This is a genomic window from Pseudorhodobacter aquimaris, from assembly GCF_001202025.1.
GTDB lineage: Bacteria > Pseudomonadota > Alphaproteobacteria > Rhodobacterales > Rhodobacteraceae > Pseudorhodobacter > Pseudorhodobacter aquimaris.
In genome coordinates this window covers 1-17,280 of sequence record NZ_LGHS01000060.1, presented here as the reverse complement: position 1 = coordinate 17,280, position 17,280 = coordinate 1, and the positions used below count along the sequence as shown (strand labels likewise).

The 17,280-nt window shown below is 64.2% G+C and carries 17 protein-coding genes; 16 read left to right on the top strand and 1 reads right to left on the bottom strand.

Annotated elements, in window-relative coordinates; genetic code table 11:
- Window positions 1–50: 50 nt before the first annotated feature.
- The 11 genes from AKU94_RS10435 (at window position 51) to AKU94_RS10385 (ending at window position 9,241) form a co-directional block, all read left to right on the top strand.
- Window positions 51–431 (top strand): head decoration protein, encoded by a 381-nt coding sequence (locus tag AKU94_RS10435; protein ID WP_050527224.1) that lies wholly within the window; start codon window positions 51–53, stop codon window positions 429–431.
- A 32-nt stretch (window positions 432–463) separates the two neighbouring features.
- Complete coding sequence (locus AKU94_RS10430; RefSeq protein WP_050527223.1) at window positions 464–1,486, top strand: major capsid protein; 1,023 nt, start codon at window positions 464–466, stop codon at window positions 1,484–1,486.
- A 6-nt stretch (window positions 1,487–1,492) separates the two neighbouring features.
- Window positions 1,493–1,807, top strand: coding sequence for a head-tail joining protein (locus tag AKU94_RS10425; RefSeq protein ID WP_050527222.1), 315 nt, complete (start codon window positions 1,493–1,495; stop codon window positions 1,805–1,807).
- Window positions 1,804–2,451, top strand: a complete 648-nt coding sequence (locus AKU94_RS10420; protein ID WP_050527221.1) for a DUF6441 family protein — start codon at window positions 1,804–1,806, stop codon at window positions 2,449–2,451. The genes AKU94_RS10425 and AKU94_RS10420 overlap by 4 nt, the downstream gene beginning before the upstream one ends.
- Window positions 2,452–3,010: 559 nt before the next feature.
- Window positions 3,011–3,433: a hypothetical protein gene (locus tag AKU94_RS10410; RefSeq protein WP_050527220.1), complete on the top strand. Its 423-nt coding sequence runs from the start codon at window positions 3,011–3,013 to the stop codon at window positions 3,431–3,433.
- A 24-nt stretch (window positions 3,434–3,457) separates the two neighbouring features.
- Entirely contained in the window at window positions 3,458–4,396 is a 939-nt protein-coding gene (locus tag AKU94_RS10405; protein ID WP_050527219.1) for a phage tail tube protein, read from the top strand.
- Window positions 4,397–4,484: 88 nt separating this feature from the next.
- Window positions 4,485–5,384 carry a DUF1186 domain-containing protein gene (locus AKU94_RS19715; RefSeq protein ID WP_050527218.1) on the top strand — a complete coding sequence of 300 codons (900 nt, stop codon included), beginning with the start codon at window positions 4,485–4,487 and terminating at the stop codon, window positions 5,382–5,384.
- A gap of 84 nt (window positions 5,385–5,468) precedes the next feature.
- Window positions 5,469–5,924 (top strand): hypothetical protein, encoded by a 456-nt coding sequence (locus AKU94_RS10395; protein ID WP_050527217.1) that lies wholly within the window; start codon window positions 5,469–5,471, stop codon window positions 5,922–5,924.
- Window positions 5,925–5,992: 68 nt separating this feature from the next.
- Entirely contained in the window at window positions 5,993–6,154 is a 162-nt protein-coding gene (locus AKU94_RS20660; RefSeq protein WP_456300037.1) for a DUF7697 family protein, read from the top strand.
- Window positions 6,147–8,615, top strand: coding sequence for a phage tail tape measure C-terminal domain-containing protein (locus tag AKU94_RS10390; protein ID WP_050527216.1), 2,469 nt, complete (start codon window positions 6,147–6,149; stop codon window positions 8,613–8,615). The genes AKU94_RS20660 and AKU94_RS10390 overlap by 8 nt, the downstream gene beginning before the upstream one ends.
- Entirely contained in the window at window positions 8,615–9,241 is a 627-nt protein-coding gene (locus tag AKU94_RS10385; RefSeq protein ID WP_050527215.1) for a DUF2460 domain-containing protein, read from the top strand. Before AKU94_RS10390 ends, AKU94_RS10385 begins: the two co-directional genes overlap by 1 nt.
- A gap of 88 nt (window positions 9,242–9,329) precedes the next feature.
- On the opposite strand, the gene AKU94_RS10380 is transcribed toward AKU94_RS10385, so the two are convergent.
- Window positions 9,330–9,614: a hypothetical protein gene (locus tag AKU94_RS10380; RefSeq protein WP_050527214.1), complete on the bottom strand. Its 285-nt coding sequence runs from the start codon at window positions 9,612–9,614 to the stop codon at window positions 9,330–9,332.
- Window positions 9,615–9,728: 114 nt separating this feature from the next.
- Between AKU94_RS10380 and AKU94_RS10375 the strand changes: the two genes are divergently transcribed.
- The 5 genes from AKU94_RS10375 to AKU94_RS10355 all read left to right on the top strand — a co-directional run.
- Window positions 9,729–10,613 carry a DUF2163 domain-containing protein gene (locus tag AKU94_RS10375; RefSeq protein WP_050527213.1) on the top strand — a complete coding sequence of 295 codons (885 nt, stop codon included), beginning with the start codon at window positions 9,729–9,731 and terminating at the stop codon, window positions 10,611–10,613.
- On the top strand, window positions 10,613–11,053 hold the full coding sequence (locus tag AKU94_RS10370) for an NlpC/P60 family protein (RefSeq protein ID WP_198144890.1): 441 nt from the start codon (window positions 10,613–10,615) through the stop codon (window positions 11,051–11,053). Before AKU94_RS10375 ends, AKU94_RS10370 begins: the two co-directional genes overlap by 1 nt.
- Window positions 11,054–11,064: 11 nt before the next feature.
- Window positions 11,065–15,036, top strand: coding sequence for a baseplate multidomain protein megatron (locus tag AKU94_RS10365; RefSeq protein WP_050527211.1), 3,972 nt, complete (start codon window positions 11,065–11,067; stop codon window positions 15,034–15,036).
- 10 nt (window positions 15,037–15,046) lie between these two features.
- Window positions 15,047–16,972 (top strand): DUF2793 domain-containing protein, encoded by a 1,926-nt coding sequence (locus tag AKU94_RS10360; RefSeq protein WP_050527210.1) that lies wholly within the window; start codon window positions 15,047–15,049, stop codon window positions 16,970–16,972.
- 31 nt (window positions 16,973–17,003) lie between these two features.
- Window positions 17,004–17,280, top strand: a 277-nt coding sequence (locus tag AKU94_RS10355; RefSeq protein WP_050527209.1) for a hypothetical protein, incomplete at its 3' end; no start/stop codon positions are given.

Sequence of the window (17,280 nt, the reverse complement as noted above, 5' to 3'; positions counted from 1 at the left end):
GCGCACGCTTCCCATACCTTCCCCATCCCCAAAACCATGGAGACTGACCAATGCCCGTCCTGACGGAACAGCCCAGCATGGGCGATGTCCTCAAATATGAGGTCAACCCGAACTACACCCGCGAGGTGATCACCCTGCTGCAAGGCCTGCCCTATCCGGTCGGTTCGGTGCTGGGGAAGATCACCGCCAGCGGCAAATACACCCTGTCACCTGCGACCGGGGCGGACGGTTCGCAGGTCGCCAACGCCGTGCTGCTCTATGCCGTCGATGCGACCCTCGTCGATGCCGTGGGCATTATCGTCGCCCGTGGCCCTTCCATCGTCTCGCGCGCAGGCCTTGCCTACGGCGCCACCGTCGATGACAGCACCAAGATCACCGCCAAGATCGCCCAGCTGGCCGCCGTCGGCATCATCGCCCGCGACGGCGTCTGACGTCCAATCCCCTCAATCCCCCGGAGCACCCCATGACCCTTGTCCGCAATCCCTTTGACGCTGGCGGTTACTCGCTGGCCGAGATGACGCAGGCCATCAACATCCTGCCCAACCTTTACACCCGCCTTGGCCAGATCGGCCTCTTCCGCTTCGAGGGCGTCACCCAACGTTCGGTGATCATCGAGCAATACGAAGGCGTGCTGAACCTGCTGCCCTCGGTTCCGCTGGGCGGCCCCGCTACCGTCGGCACGCGGGAAGGCCGCTCGATGCGCAGCTTCGCCCTGCCTTGGATCCCGCATGACGATGTGATCCTACCGGGCGACATTCAAGGCCAACCCGCTCTGGGCGTCTTCGATGGTGCCGACCCGTTGGTCGAGGTGATGAACCGCAAGCTGCAGCTGATGCGCCGCAAGCATGCCCAGACCCGCGAATACATGGAGATGAACGCCCTGCGCGGGATCGTCAAAGATGGCGCTGGCACGACCCTCTACAACTACTTCACCGAATTTGGCCTCGCGCAAATCTCGGTGGATTTCCTGCTGGGCACGGCAGGGACCCTTGTCCAAAGCAAGGTGCGCGAGGTTTTGCGGGCAATCGAGGACAACCTCCTCGGCGAAAGCATGTCGGACGTTCATGCCCTCGTCAGCCGGGAATTCTTCGACAAGCTGATCGCGCACCCCAAGACCGAAGAAGCCTACAAGTTCTACGCCGCCACCGGCGCGCAGCCTTTGCGCCAGGATGTGCGGCGCAACTTCCCCTTCGCGGGCATCGTGTTCGAGGAATATGCGGGCACGGTCACACTTTCCACAAAGGCGACCGAACGTCTGGTCCCCGCGAACGAAGGCATCGCGTTCCCCTTGGGCACGATGGACACCTTCACCACCTACGGCGGCCCAGCCAACCTGCTGGAGGCGGCCAATACCCTCGGCCTGCCACTCTACGCCCGCCAGCACCTCGACGAGAAAGGCCGCTGGATCGACCTGATGACCGAGGCGTCAATCCTGCCGGTGAACAAGCGGCCGCGCATTGCGATCCGCATCCACACCTCGAACTGACGCGTCATGACCGTCTTCGCCGCCGCAATGGACCGGATCTATGCCAACCCGTCTATGGCGGCGGCCGCAGTCTGGATTTCTGCCACCAACTCGGAGGAACGCCCCATCCGCGTCATTCGGCGCGCCCCGGATCGGATCACGGAATTCGGCGCTGGGCGCTTTGTCAGCGACACTATGATGGTGGATGTCCGTGTGTCCGACCTGCCCGATCCGCACCCCGGCGATTTGATTGTCATCGGGGCCGACAGCTTCACCATTCAGGGCGAGCCGGTGCGTGATCGCGAACGCCTGATCTGGTCGCTGGACCTGCGCCCATCATGAAGCTGAAGATCGCCTTCGATCCCGACCTCGTCGCCCTGATGCAAGCCGAAATCGCCGCCGGGGAAAAGGCTGTGTCTGCCGCAATGCGCGAAGCGGGCACCTCCCTGAAGTCCGCCTGGCGGAGCCAGATCACAGGCGCGGGCCTCGGAACCCGGCTCGGCAACAGCATCCGCCTCGCCAGCTTCCCGAAATCCGGCGACAGCCTGAACGCGGCGGCCCTCGTCTGGTCCAACGCGCCGGTGATCATCGGCGCGCATGACACTGGGCCGCTGATCCGGTCAAAGGACGGGTTCTGGCTGGCCATCCCCACCCCGGCCGCCGGAAAAAGCACGAAAGGCGGCCGAATCACCCCCGGTGAATGGGAGCGCCGCACCGGGTTGCGCCTGCGGTTCATCTATCGCCGCCGTGGGCCGAGCCTGCTGGTCGCGGAGGGTCGGCTGAATTCGAAGGGCCGGGCCGTGGCGTCGAAATCCAAGACCGGACGCGGTGTGACGACAGTTCCGATTTTTCTGCTGGTGCGGCAGGTCAAGTTGCGCAAGCGGCTGGATCTGGCACGGGATGCAAAGCGGGCGGTGGACGGCGTGCCGGGGATGATCGTTGCTGAGTGGGTGAACTGGCCACTCCGGCAATCAACGTCATTCTAACGGTAGCCCTAGCTTCTCTCTCAGCCTCTCGCGAGCCGCGCATATGGCCTCGTCAGCCTCTGAAATCCGGATTGCGGAAATTTCGGGTCGCTGCAACAGCACCTTTTCAACGTCGGCCCAAGGGATGATCCTGCGCAGCGCGGCGCACTGCGATGCGACGCGACCAGAGGAAAGCTGCGCAACGGCGTCGAAAGACTCCTTTAGCCGGGAGTCCGCAATGCCCGCTGCTTCGCAAAGCCAGAATAGCATCGGGGCACAGTTGATGCGATTGTACACGGTTCGAGCTTCGGTTGGGCTCATCTGGGATCGACTGTAGGCACCAGGCGTGTGGTAGTCGCCGAGCCAACCCAGCCAGTGTTCCTTTTGGGATCGGTACCACGGGTTTCCGAAGCCAACGCCAATCTGCAGGACACTCTCGAGGTCCCGGTGCCGAGGGGTAGCAGGATCCAGTTGCGAAACTGCTCGCGCGAAGTCCGTGATTTGCATGCCTCATCTCCTATTCTGCACAAATGATCGCGAAAACAACCACTTCACAAGTCAAATCTGGGGTCACTCCTACATGCCACTCCTCCGCGAGAGCATTCTGTCCACACTATACGCCCGTCTCTCGCCACTGCCGGCGACCGTGCGGCGCGACGACATACTTCCCGAACGCATCCCGGCGGCGGGGCTGATCATCCTGCGCGATGGCCAGCCGGGCGAACCGGAGGTGACGCTGTCGCCCCTGCGCTACCACTACCAGCACCGGGCTGAGTTGGAAGTTGTCGTTCAAGCGGGAACCGGTCGGGCCAGCGCCTTCGACACCTTGATCGCCAGCATCGGCACGGCGCTGGAAGCTGACCGCACCCTCGGCGGTCTCTGCGACTGGGTCGAACCCGAGGCCCCGGCATCGGTCGACCTGCCGGTCGAGGGCGCAGCGGCGCTGAAGGCGGCGCTGATCACCGTCGTTCTGCACTACACCACCACCGGCCCCCTGGCCTGACACCCCCACATAAAGGAGACCCCCATGGCACGTGCGCAAGGCGCGCGGGCGCAGATGGCGCTTGCGTATGAGACGGTTTACGGCACCCCGCCGGTCAGTGGGTTCCGGCTGATGCCCTTTGCCCGGGCGACGCTCGGGTCGGAACAGCCGCTGCTGGAGTCCGACCTGCTGGGCTATGGCCGCGATCCGCTGGCGCCGATCAAGGATGCGGTCACTGCCGACGGTGAGGTGGTGATCCCCATCGATGTCGAGGCCTTCGGGTTCTGGCTGAAAGCGGCCTTCGGCCAGCCGGTCACGACCGGCACCACGCCCAAGACCCACACCTTTCAGTCGGGCAACTGGACGCTGCCCAGCATGGCGATTGAAACAGCCATGCCGGAGGTGCCGCGTTTCGCGATGTATTCCGGCTGTGTGCTGGATCAGTTGTCGTGGCAGATGCAGCGATCCGGCCTGCTGACCGCCACCGCTCGGCTGGTGGCCCAAGGCGAAACCATCGCCGCCACAACAGCAGCTGGCACGCCCACCGCGCTGGGCCTGCAACGCTTCGGCCATTTCAACGGCACGGTGAAACGCAATGGCACAGCCCTCGGGAATGTCGTCTCTGCCGAGATCACCTATTCCAACAACCTCGACCGGATCGAGACCATCCGCGGCGATGGTCGCATCGATGGGGCCGATCCGACCATGGCGGCGCTGACCGGCCGGATTGAGGTGCGGTTTTCCGACAGCACGCTGGTGACCCAAGCCATCGACGGCAGCCCCTGCGAGCTGGAGTTTGTTTACAGCCTCGGCGCCAATGCCAGCTTCACGTTCACGGCCCACGCCGTCTTTCTGCCGATCCCCCGGATCGAGATCGCCGGGCCGCAAGGGGTGCAGGCGACCTTCGACTGGATGGCCGCCAAGGCCACCAGCCCCGCCCGCATGTGCACCGCCGTTCTCGTCAACACTGTTGCGACCTATTGAATTCGGCATGAAGGACGATCCGCACAGTGGAGGCGGGCGCGGAAAGGCGGTATTCCCTTCATCGATTCCCCGATGAAAGGTTCCGCACATGACACCCGCCGAAATCATGGCTGCATTGGAGGCCTATGGCCCCTTGCCACGCGAAGCATTGGAGGCGGCAGGGCAATCGCGCGACGCCATGGTGCCGGTGTTTCTGGACTATATCGGCAAACTGCAAACGGCAAAGATCGACGACCTCGAGCGGATGGATGCCTTTGTCTTCATCTTCTTCCTTTTGGCAGAATGGCGTGAGACACGGGCCTATCGCCCGCTGGCAAAGCTGCTCCGGCGCGATCCCGAGTTTCTGGATGCGCTTCTGGGGGATTCGATCACCGAAGCCTCCGCGCGTGTCATGGCAGGGGTGTTTGACGGCGATCTGCAGCCGCTGTTCGACATCCTGTTGGACGATGCCGCCGATGGCTTCCTGCGTGGCGAGATGTTCGACACGCTGGCCATCGTTGCCTTGGAAAACCCGGAGCTGCGGCCGAGCATCACGCAGTTCCTGATCGACTTCTTTGACCTCACCGGCACCCTGACGGGCGAGGAAGTCTGGTGGTCCTGGGCGGAATGCATCGCGGCTCTTGGCCTTGCAAACATGGACACGGCAGTGCGCGCCGCGTTCGACAGTGGTCTGATCACCCCGGATCATAGCCGATTCGAAGATTTCACCGAGCGCCTTCAGGCGACGGTGGCTGCTGGTCGGCCCGACTGGTTTACCGAGATTTCCAGCAACACGCTGATCACTGACACCATTGCAGAACTCGAGCCATGGTACTGCTTCACGCCGGAGTATCTGGCGAAGAAAGCGGCAGGGCGCTTGAACGTCGTATCATCCCTGATGCCCCGCAGCGGTGATCCGTTCAACGGCGTCTTCACCGGCAAGATCGGGCGAAACGATCCTTGCCCCTGTGGCAGTGGCCAGAAGTTCAAGAAATGCTGCCTCCAATGACCTGAACAGACCGTCTCTTTCGTAGACCACCCTCCCCAGCGACGTGCCCCGGCACGTCGCTTTTGTTTTGAGAAAGGCCCACCGATGATCCGACTGAACCTGACCGCGACGCCGCAATGGCTGGACCTCGCCCCCGGCCTGCGCTTGCTGGTCGGCCCACTGACCACCGCGCTCATGGTGTCAGCCCGTGCCGATCCAGCCATTGATGACTTGCCCGATGGGGCGCCCCAGGAGGAAATGGCGCTGGCCATGGCCAAATCCGTGGCCCGGCGCGCGGTACTGGATTGGGAGGGTGTGGGCGATGATGCAGGCAATATCATCCCCGTTTCGCAGGAAGGCATCGACGCCCTCCTGGAAATCTGGCCGGTCTTCGAGACGTTCCAGACCCAATACGTCGCGCGCGGTCTACTGCTGGACGCCGAAAAAAACGCCTCCGCGCCCTTGCCGACTGGTCCTTCGGCGGGGGCGACCGGTACTGCGCGGCCTGCACACCCTGCGAGGGCCGCGGGGGCATCTGCCCCGATTGCCCCGCAAGACTGAACCGGCCCCAGACGCCGGAGGGCTGGCAGGTCTGGGATCTGGTCGGTCGCCTTGGTGGGCAGCTGCGCGTGATCCCCGGCGCGGTGCTGGGCTGGGACATGAGCGCGGCACTCGCGATGGCGCAGGCGCTGGGCGTCAACACCCTGATCGCCGCCGAACTGCTGCCCGAGATCGAGGCGGTGATGGTGCGCAAATTGAACGAACAGATGGAAGGTGGCCGCGATGGCTGAAAAACGCGTATCCGTCCGCCTCGTGGCGGAGGGCGGCCGCCAAGTACGCGCCGAGTTGGAAGGTGTCGGCGAGGCAGGGGCAAAGGGGTTTGGCCGCCTGTCGCGCGAGATGGAGCTGGCCAACACCCGGCTAGCAGGTTTTGCGCGCCGGGCTGGCATTGCGATGTCTGCGGCCGCAGCGGCCGCGACGGCTTCGCTCGGCCTTATTGTCCGGTCCACCGCCGAAAGTGCCGCGCAAATCCGTCAGTTCGCACAGGTCGCCAATGCCACGCCCGAAGCTCTGCAACGCTGGTCGGCCGGGGCGCGCACGGTTGGCATCGAGCAGGAGAAACTCGCCGACATCCTGAAGGACGTGAACGACCGGGTCGGGGATTTCCTGCAGACCGGCGGCGGGCCGATGGCGGACTTCTTCGATAGTGTGGCCCCGCAGGTGGGCGTCACTGCTGACCAATTCGCCCGGCTCTCCGGGCCGGAAGCCCTGCAGCTCTATGTCGACACACTGGAACGCGCTGGTCTTAGCCAGCAGGAGATGACCTTCCATCTCGAAGCCATGGCCTCGGACGCCACGCGCCTCCTGCCGCTCCTGCGCAATGGCGGGGCGGAAATGGCGCGGCTGGGCGACCAGGCCTCCGACCTCGGCGCGGTGCTGGACACCGACGCCATTGAGGCCCTGCGGCGCACCCAGGTCGCCCTCGGCACCATGTCGCTGGTGTTCGAGGGCCTGCGCAACCGGATCGCCGTTGCCGTGGCACCTTCTGTCGAGGCGCTTGCGAACGCTTTCGTCGCCCTGGCGTCCGATGGCGGGATACTGCGGACAGCCATTGATGCGCTGATCGGAAATCTCGGGCGGCTGGCCTCTTATGCTGCCACCTTCGCCACCGTGATGGCCGGGCGCTGGGTCGCAGGGTTGGCGGCTGCAGCGCTGTCAGTGCGCGGCCTTGCCACGGCGCTGGTCATCTTGCGTGGAGCGTTGATCCGCACCGGCATTGGTGCGCTGATCGTCGGCGCAGGCGAGTTGGTCTATCAGTTTTCGCAGTTGGTGGCCCGGGTTGGCGGCGTGGGCGAAGCCTTCCGCCTGCTGGGCGATCTCGCGAAGGAGGTCTGGTCCCGCATCGGCCTGTCGCTCGACGCCGCATTCGCCAACATGGCAGCTGGCTGGGAGGGTCTGAAGGCGGCCGGGCTATCGGCCCTCGAAGGCACCATTGCGGGCGTTGTCTGCTTCGCCGACCGGACGGCTGCAATCTTCCAGGGAGCGTATGATGCGGCCGTCGCGATCTGGGGTAGTCTGCCCGGCGCCATCGGCGATTTCGCGTTCCAAGCCGCAAACGGGTTGATCTCGGGTGTCGAAGCGATGCTGAACGGCGTTGTCACGCGCATCAACAACTTCATCAACGGCCTGAACGCGGCGCTGGCGCTGCTGCCCGAATGGGCCACCGGCGAAGGTGGGGTGCGGATCGGGACCCTTGATCCGGTGGAACTCAGCCGGATCGGAAACCCGTTCGAGGGGGCCGCAACAGCTGCTGGCGCAGCCGCCGCCGATGCCTTCTCGGCGGCACTGTCGCGCACCTATCTGGAACCGCCTGACCTTGGGCTTGGCGCGATGGCAGACGACGCGCGTGGCCGGGCCGATGGCTACCGCGAGGCTGCGGGCATGCTGGCCGATGCCGCAGGTCGACCGCTGGCCAGCTGGCAGGCGTTGAAGGATGCCATGACCGGCACCGGTGCCGAGGCCGAGGCGGCGCTGGCGGATGCTGCCGGGTCAGCCGATGCCCTCGCGGCAGGACTGAACAACACCGTGACCGCAGCCGATGGCGCGGGCAGCGCGGCGCGCGACGCCGGGGCAGCGGCAGCAGAGGGCGCGGAAACAGCCCTGACCGGCTGGGCCGCCGTCACTGCGGCGCTCGCCGATTACGCCGCGAAAGCCCGCGAGATTGGCAGCGATATCGGACAGGCACTGGTCGGGGCATTCCAGAGCGCCGAAAACGCCGTGGCCGATTTCGTCAAAACCGGCAAGCTGGATTTCCGCGACCTTGTCACCTCGATGATCGCCGATCTGGCCAAGCTGGCCGCGCGACGCTTCATCCTCGGCCCCATCGCCAACGCCCTGTCAGGAGCGCTGGGCGGTGCGGGTGGCATCTTTGCCAACATCCTGCACGCCGGTGGCATGGTCGGATCGCCAGGCCCGGGTCGTATGATCCCGGCCATGGCATTCGCCGGTGCCCCACGCATGCATTCGGGCGGCTGGGCCGGGATCAAGCCCGACGAGGTGCCCGCGATCCTGCAACGAGGGGAGCGGGTTCTGTCACGCCGCGAGGCGGCGGGATACGGCCAAGGGCAAGGTGCAGCCCCGAACGTGTCCGTCACCATCATGGCCCGCGACGCCGAAAGCTTCCGTCAATCGCGCACGCAGGTCGCGGCGGATATCGCACGCGCGGTGTCCCTTGGCCGGAGGGGCATGTGATGGCATTTCACGAGGTGCGCTTCCCCGACAACATTAGCCGCGGGGCGCGGGGCGGCCCTGAACGGCGCACGCAAGTAGTGGAACTGGCCTCGGGCGACGAGGAACGCAACGCCAGCTGGGCCAACAGCCGCCGCCGCTACGATGTGGCCTATGGTATTCGCCGCGCTGACGACTTGGCGGCGGTCGTCGCCTTCTTCGAAGCCCGGAATGGCCGCCTGCATGGGTTTCGCTACAAGGATTGGTCGGACTACAAATCTGCCCTGCCGTCGCAGGCGATCACCGCGACGGACCAGCAGATCGGCACCGGGACCGGCAGCCTGCAAACCTTCCAGCTTGCAAAACGCTACACCTCCGGCGCGCAGACATGGATCAGGGCCATCACAAAACCCGTGACCGGAACCGTCCGCGTGGCGCTGGGCATGGTCGAGCAGATGTCGGGCTGGACGCTGGATGCCAGCACCGGCGTCATCACCTTCACCACCGCGCCCGCCAATGGCGTCATCGTGCGGGCGGGTTTCGAATTCGATGTGCCGGTGCGGTTCGACAGCGACACGCTGGATGTGACCCTCGATTTTGAACGGCTGGGATCGATCACCGCCATACCGCTTCTGGAGATCCGCAGATGAAAACGCTGACACCTGCGCTGCAGACCCATCTGGGTGATGGCACCACAACCTTGTCCGGGTGCTGGCCCACCAGCCTGAACGAAGCCTTTCATCTCAGTCGATACCTTTGCTTGAGAAAGCTGATGAGCTTCTCAGGGCGGTTGGCAAAAGGCGCAACCTCGTCGAGCACCGCCAGTCCAAGCTCACTTCTGGCTGAAGTGAGGTTCCCCAAATGTGGACCGATCGAAGCCGGGTCACGTTTGGGCAGGCCGCGTTTGCATTGATCGACGATGTCGGAGCGCAATACGCGGCTACCGCGCTTCTTCTTTTCAACGGCATCCTGATAGGCAGTGTCGGTGATCTCATATTCCTCATCGGTCCAGAACTTTGCCATTTGCGCCTCCAAGCTGGTTTTGAAGCGAATCTACATCCAAGCCACCAGACTGTCGCCTAACGTTTCGCAGGGTGAATTTCCCCTTTGTTTCTCCTGCAAATCCGGAGCTTTCCGATGAAATTCCTCTCCCCTGCGCTGCAGGCCCATCTTGATGATGGCACCACGACCTTGTCCTGGTGCTGGCGGATCAGCCGCGCAGATGGGGTAGCGCTGGGCTTTACTGATCATGACCGTGCGCTGGCCTTTGATGGCACCGAGTTTGAACCCGAAAGCGGGTTCGCCGCCTCGGAAATCCGCGCTGGCTCCGATCTCGCCGTCGATGCGCAGGATGCGACCGGCGTGCTGACTTCGGATCGCATCACCGAGACTGACATCCTCGATGGGCGCTGGGACAACGCCGCGGTGGAGCTATGGCGGGTCAATTGGGCAGACACCAGCCAGCGCGTTTTGTTGCGCCGGGGTGCGGTTGGGCAAATCCGGCGCGGCCGCATGGCCTTTGTCGCGGAAGTCCGGTCGCTCGCGCATGTCCTCGGCCAGATTGTCGGTCGGACGTTTCAGGCGGGATGCGATGCGGCACTTGGCGATGCGCGCTGCGGCATCGATCTGGAAAACGGGATCTACAAGGGCACGGGTGTTGTCACCGATTTGCTTCGCGACCGGGCGTTCATGGCGTCTGGCCTCGCCGGGTTTGACGCGGGCTGGTTCACCTCCGGTACCCTGACCTGGACGAGCGGCGCGAATGCTGGGCGCATCACTGAAGTTCTGGCGCATGGGCTGGATGGCAGCATCGCCACCCTGACCCTGTTGGAAGCCCCTGTGCGCGCCGTCGCCGAGGGTGACGGCTTCATCGCCCGGGCGGGTTGTGACAAGCGCATCGCGACCTGCAGTGCCAAGTTTGCGAATGTCGTCAATTTCAGGGGCTTCCCCAACATCCCCGGCCAGGACGCGGTGTTGCGATATGCCAGCCAGGACGGCGGCCATGAAGGAAACGTGCTGTGATGACCGCCGATCCCGCCTTGGTCATCGCCGTCGCGCGGTCTTGGATCGGAACACCCTACCACGATCAGGCCAGCCTGCGCGGGGTCGGCTGCGATTGCCTTGGGCTGGCGCGCGGCGTCTGGCGCGAGGTGGTGGGCGACGAGCCTTTCCCCATTCCGCCTTACAGCCGGGATTGGGGTGAGACCGGCCCGCGCGAGGTGTTGGCCGAGGGCGCGCGCCAGATGATGCCGGAAATCAGCCCGGCTGATGCCAGCTCCGGCGCTCTGATCCTGTTTCGCATGGCCCCTCGCGCCATCGCCAAGCATGTCGGGATCCTGACCGCGCACGACCGCTTCATCCACGCCTATGAACGGCTGGGCGTCGTCGAGGAAACCCTGACCCCGACATGGGCGCGCAAGATCGCCTTTGCCTTCATGTTTCCACACCCCAGCAGCATCTGAGATTTTCATCCATGGCAACCCTTGTTCTCGGCGCCGTCGGCTCCGCTATTGGCGGCGCATTTGGCGGTGCCATCCTCGGCTTTTCGGGTGCGGCCATCGGCGGCTTCATCGGCTCGACCATCGGGTCAGTGGTCGACAACTGGATCGTCTCTTCGCTGGCCCCGGCTCAACGCATCGAAGGCGCGCGACTGGACAGCCTGCGCATCACCTCTTCGACCGAAGGGGCGGTAATCCCGCGCCTGTTCGGTCGCATGCGCATCGGCGGGAACATCATCTGGGCCACGGATTTCCGCGAAGAGGTCAACACGACCAGCCAGGGTGGCGGCAAGGGCAGCGGGCCCAAGGTTACCACCACCGAGTATCTCTACTTTGCGTCCTTCGCCGTGGCGCTGTGCGAGGGCGAGATCACCGGCATTGGGAGGGTCTGGGCCGACGGCAAGCCGATGGACATGACCGGCGTCACATGGCGCTGGTATCCCGGCGACGAGGTCCAATCCCCCGATCCGTTCATCGCCGCCAAGATGGGCGCAGCCAGCACGCCCGCTTATCGCGGCACGGCTTATGTCGTCTTCGAAGAACTGGACCTCAGCGCCTTCGGCAACCGGCTGCCGCAGATCAGTTTCGAGGTGTTCCGGCCACTCACGGATCCCGACACTGCCGAAGGATTGGTCAAGGCTGTGACGATGATCCCGGCTTCGGGCGAGTTCACCTATGCGACCGTGCCGGTCAAAAAGACCACCGGTTCGGGTGGGACAACCGTCGCAGAAAACCTGAACGCGATTCCAGACACCGCCGACATCGTGGTCGCGCTGGATCGTCTGCAATCCATGGCCCCGGCGGTGGAAAGCGTGTCGCTGGTGGTGGCGTGGTTCGGGGATGACCTGCGCGCAGGATCCTGCAAGGTCCGTCCCGGCGTCGAGGTGGCCACCAAGACGACGACGCCCTTGGCTTGGGTTGTGAATGGCGTCTCGCGCGCCAGTGCCTTTTTGGTCAGCCGCGACGCCGAAGACCGCCCTGTCTATGGCGGAACACCGGCAGATTTCGCGGTGGTGCAGGCGATTAAGGAAATGAAGGCGCGGGGGCTGCGGGTGACCTTCTATCCCTTCCTGCTGATGGATGTTCCGCCCGGCAACACCAAACCTAATCCTTACAGCGCCAATGCTTCCGGGATGGGTCAGCCAACTTTTCCCTGGCGCGGCCGGATCACATGCTCCCCAGCAGCGGGCTTCGCCGGAAGCGTGGACAAAACCGCAACGGCAGCAACGCAGGTCACTGCCTTGTTCGGTACTGCCACGCCTGCGAACTTTGCGGTTTCTGGCAAAACAGTGAGCTGGACCGGCCCCGCTGGCGAATGGGGCCTGCGCCGGTTGATCCTGCATTATGCGCATTTGTGCAAAGCCGCCGGGGGCGTTGATGCCTTCCTGATCGGATCGGAAATGCCCGGTCTGACCACAACCCGCAGCGGGGCCGCGACCTATCCCGCTGTCACCGCGTTCAAGGCTCTCGCCAGCGATGTGCGGGCGATCCTCGGCGCTGAGCCCAAGATCGGCTATGCATCAGATTGGTCGGAATACTTCGGGCATCATCCTGGCGACGGGTCGGGCGACGTGTATTTCCACCTTGATCCGCTGTGGTCGGATGCCAATATCGATTTCATCGGGATTGATAACTACATGCCGCTGTCGGATTGGCGCGACGGGTTTGATCATGCCGATGCAGCACTGGCCCCGGCGATTTACGACCGCGCCTATTTGCAATCCAACATAACCGGCGGCGAGGGATTTGACTGGTTCTATGCCAGCCCTGCCGACCGGACGGCACAAAACCGCACACCGATCAGTGATGGTGCTGCAGGCAAACCATGGGTGTTTCGCTTCAAGGATCTGCGCGCTTGGTGGCAGAACACCCACTTCAATCGTCCGGGCGGCGTGGAGAGCGGGACGCCGACCGTGTGGGTGCCGCAATCCAAACCGATCTGGTTCACCGAATTGGGCTGTCCGGCCATCGACCGCGGCACCAATCAGCCAAACGTGTTCTTTGACCCGAAATCCTCGGAAAGCTTCACGCCATATTTCTCACGCGGCTGGCGCGACGATGCGATCCAGCGCGCCTATCTGGAAGCCAGTTTTCTGTACTGGGTGGCCGCGGCGAATAACCCGACCTCATCGGTCTCAGGCAATCGCATGGTGCATGTGCCAGAATGCGCGGCGTGGACTTGGGATGCCCGGCCCTATCCGTTCTTCCCCGGGCTGACCGATGTGTGGACCGACGGCCCGAACTGGCGGCTGGGGCACTGGCTGACCGGGCGGCTAGGGGCGGTGTCCTTGGCGGCCCTTGTCCGTCACCTCTGTCTGCGCACCGGAATGCCCGAGGAACTGATCGACGTCTCCGGCCTCTGGGGTGCGGTCGAAGGTTACGTCATCTCGGCGCTGGAAGCCCCAAGGGCCTCGATTTCCACTTTGGCGCGGCATTTCGGCTTCGATGCTGTCGAGAGCGAGGGGCGCATCAAGTTTCTGATGCGCGGTCGGATCGCTAGCACCACGATCACGCCCGACAGCATGGTCACGCCCACTTCGGCGCAGGGCGACGTGATGGAATTGACCCGGGCGCAGGAAACCGAGCTGCCCCAGGCCCTGAAATGGCAGGTCGCCCGCGCCGACGAGGATTATGACGCAGCGCAGGTCGAGGCCCGGCGCATCACCGTTGATACCACGCGCATCGCGTCCGAGGCCTTTCCGATGGCCGTGCCACCCGAGGAGGCTGAGCGTCGTTGTCGCCGTGCGCTGATGGAGGCGTGGGTCGGGAGGGAAAGCGCGGTGTTTCGCCTGCCGCCATCCCGGCTGGCACTGGATCCTTGCGATGTCATCCTGCTCGATCATGATGGCCGCCTGACGGAAATGCGGCTGGTATCCATTGCCGATTCTGATCTGCGCAGCATAGACGCCGTGCGTCAGGACCGCGCGGTTTACGATCTGCCGCCCGGCGACCCGCGTCCCGCATCCTTGTCGACCCCTACGGTGTTCGGAGCCCCCGATGTGATGCTGCTGGATCTACCGCAGCTGCGCGAAGATCAACCTGCACATCGTCCTTTTATGGCCGCCCATGCAAAGCCATGGCCCGGCGAAATGGCGGTTTATCGCAGCGCCGCGACCGATGGTTTTGCGTTGCTGACGACATTTGGCAGCCGCGCCCGGATCGGCGTGCTCGCAGCAGACTTCTATGCCGGGCCTGTTTCCCGCTTCGATCTCGGCAACACGCTGGTGGTCGATCTCTATTCCGGTACGCTGGAAAGCGTCACCGATATCGCCTTGTTCGGCGGAGCGAATGCGCTGGCCGTCGAGACCGGCGCTGGGCAATGGGAAATCGTTCAGGCGGGCGCGGCGGAACTGATCGCACCGCGGCGCTATCGCCTGACCCGGCTGCTGCGAGGCCAGCGCGGAACCGAAGCGGCGATGGTCAGCATTGTCCCGACCGGTGCGCGCGCGGTTGTGCTGGATGCCACGCTGGCATCGCTGCCAATTGGTGAAGCCAATCTCGGCCTGCAGTGGAACTGGCGCATTGGACCGGCGCAGCACCCGGTCAGCGATGATACCTTTGTCGCCCTCAGTTTCATCCCTGAAGGCGCTGGGCTGCGGCCCTTCTCGATCGGCCATGTCGAACAGCCATGGCGCACCGCCCGCAGCCCGGGCGACATGACCATCCGATGGACCCGCCGGTCGCGGTCGCTGGCCGCGGACAGCTGGGGCGCGGGCGATGTCCCTCTGGCGGAAGACAGCGAGGCCTATGAGGTCGAAATCCGCGATGGCGTGACGGTCAAGCGCACCCTGACCACTGCCATGACCAGCGTTCTCTACACCGCCGCCCAGCAGATCGCCGATTGGGGCACACCCCTTGGGCCCGGCCAGTCTCTTGCAATCCGCATCTACCAGCTCTCGGCCCTGATCGGCCGGGGCGCTGAGCGATTTGTCACCCTAACCTTCTGAAAGCACCCGCATGTCCGATATCACCACCCATCTCCTGCTGCCATATATCCTGGCATCGCAGGCCCAAAAGCATGTCACCCACAACGAGGCGCTGCGGCTGCTGGACGCCATGGTGCAGCTTTCTGTGCTGGACCGCAGCCGCACCGCACCACCGGCAAGCCCAGCTGACGGCGACCGCCATATTGTGGCATCGGGCGCGACTGGCCTTTGGACGGGCTGGGATTTGAACGTCGCCTTCTGGGTCGATGGCGTCTGGATGCGCCTTGTCCCGCGCCCGGGGTGGCTGGCTTGGATTGCGGATGAGGCGGCTTTTGGTGTCTGGGATGGCACAGCTTGGGATCCCGTTGGCGTACCGCAGGATGTGTCAGACGCCATCTTCAGCCTTGTGAACGCCGTCGATCCGACGAAGAGGGCGTTGTTTTCGCTGTCGGGGATCAGCACTGGCACGACGCGGACCTTTACCCTGCCCAACACATCCAGCGAGTTGGCAATCCTCGCAGGCACCCAAACTTTCAGCGGCAACAAGACGTTTTCCGGAACGCTGACAGCCTCGGGAACGCTGACTACGTCCGGGGCAACAGCGACAATAGGCACCGCGACCAGTACTGCCACTTATGGCGTGGGTACCGGGGCCACGACCACTGGCCTCTCCAAAACCCTGAACATTGGCACTGGCGGTGTTTCAGGATCGAACACGGTGGTCAATATCGGTTCAACCACATCCGGGGCTGGCGGGACCACAGTGGTCAATACGCCAACCGTGACCTTTGCCAATGCGGTCACGCAGGTTGGCATGCCGCAGGCAAACCTGACGGCACAGTTGCTGGGCCTTGGCGGCGCGACAGCCGACAGCTACAATCGCCTGTCCATCAACGCGCCTGCCATGCTGTTCAACAACGCAGGCGCCGGGATCGAGGCGACGTTCAACAAGAACACTCCCGGCAATGATGCCGCTTTTGCCTTCAAGACTGGGTTCTCGGCCCGGGCGCTGATCGGGCTTCTGGGCAGCGACGATTTCAGCTTCAAGGTCAGCCCGAATGGGTCGACCTTTTATGACGCGATCCGGATCGACCGCACAAATGGTCGGGTTGAGTTGCCCGAACCGCTATTGATGCCCAGCCTGCCTGCAGCGCCCTCACCGCCACCAGCCGGAAAACTCGCGGTCTACGCTCGTGATCGCGCCGGAGCTGGTTGGCTGGATGTGCAGCGCCCCTCGGGGCGGTTCTTTCCCCTGCAGCCACATTTCGGGGTGAACCGGATTGCGACTTGGGCGCCCTCGACCAGCACAACGGTCAACACCAATGGCATGCCGCGCACGGCTGTCGGTACAGTTGCGACACCGACCTTGGCCACCACCAACCTCTCCACCAGCATGCGGCGCTGGCGGGTCACAAGTGCCGCGACGGCGGACGCGGTGGCCGAGGAACGTTCAGCCGGATGGGTCTGCTGGCGCGGCAATGCCGATGGGCTTGGCGGTTGGAATTACGTCAACCGGCTGTCGCTGACCACGTTGCAGGCCACAGGCATGGGGTTCTTCGGGCTTTACGGGTCCGTCGCGGCTTTGGCCACCACGCTGACGCTGGCAACCGTGGTGAATTGTGTCGGGATTGGCTTTCAGCGCGGCACCCACACCAACTGGCAGCTGGTGCGCAACGACGGCTCCGGCGCGCCAAGCCTGACTGACCTCGGTGCCAGCTTCCCGGTGAACAGCCTGACGAACGTTCTGACACTCTACATCGCCTCCGCCCCGAATGGCTCCGACATCGGCGTGCGCGTGGTCGAAGAGGTCAGCGGCGCGGCTGTCGAGTTCACCATCACGACCGACATGCCTGCCGCAACGCAGCTCTTAAGCCCCCGCAACTACATGAACACCGGCGCGGCAGCTGCAGCCGTCGCCTATGACTGCTCCGGCGTCTACGTCGAGACCGATTATTGAACCGCAGGACCGCGATAGCGAAGGCCACCCCTTGAGTGACGAGCCCAACCTTTTTGAAACCATCGCGCAAGCCTTCCGTGACAATGGCCTGACCGCAGCTATCACTGCGCTGATCGGCGGGATCATCGCCCTGCTGGCATCCGTGACGCGCAAAGCGTTCACAAATGACGCGATGCTGGTCCGGCTTGACCGCGAACTTCTCGCCGAGCGCAACCGCGTGGACCGCCAGCGCGCCGAGGACCGCAAGGGCGACGCCGACCGGCTGGAACGCATCGAGACCGACATCCGCGCCATGCGCGATCTGATGT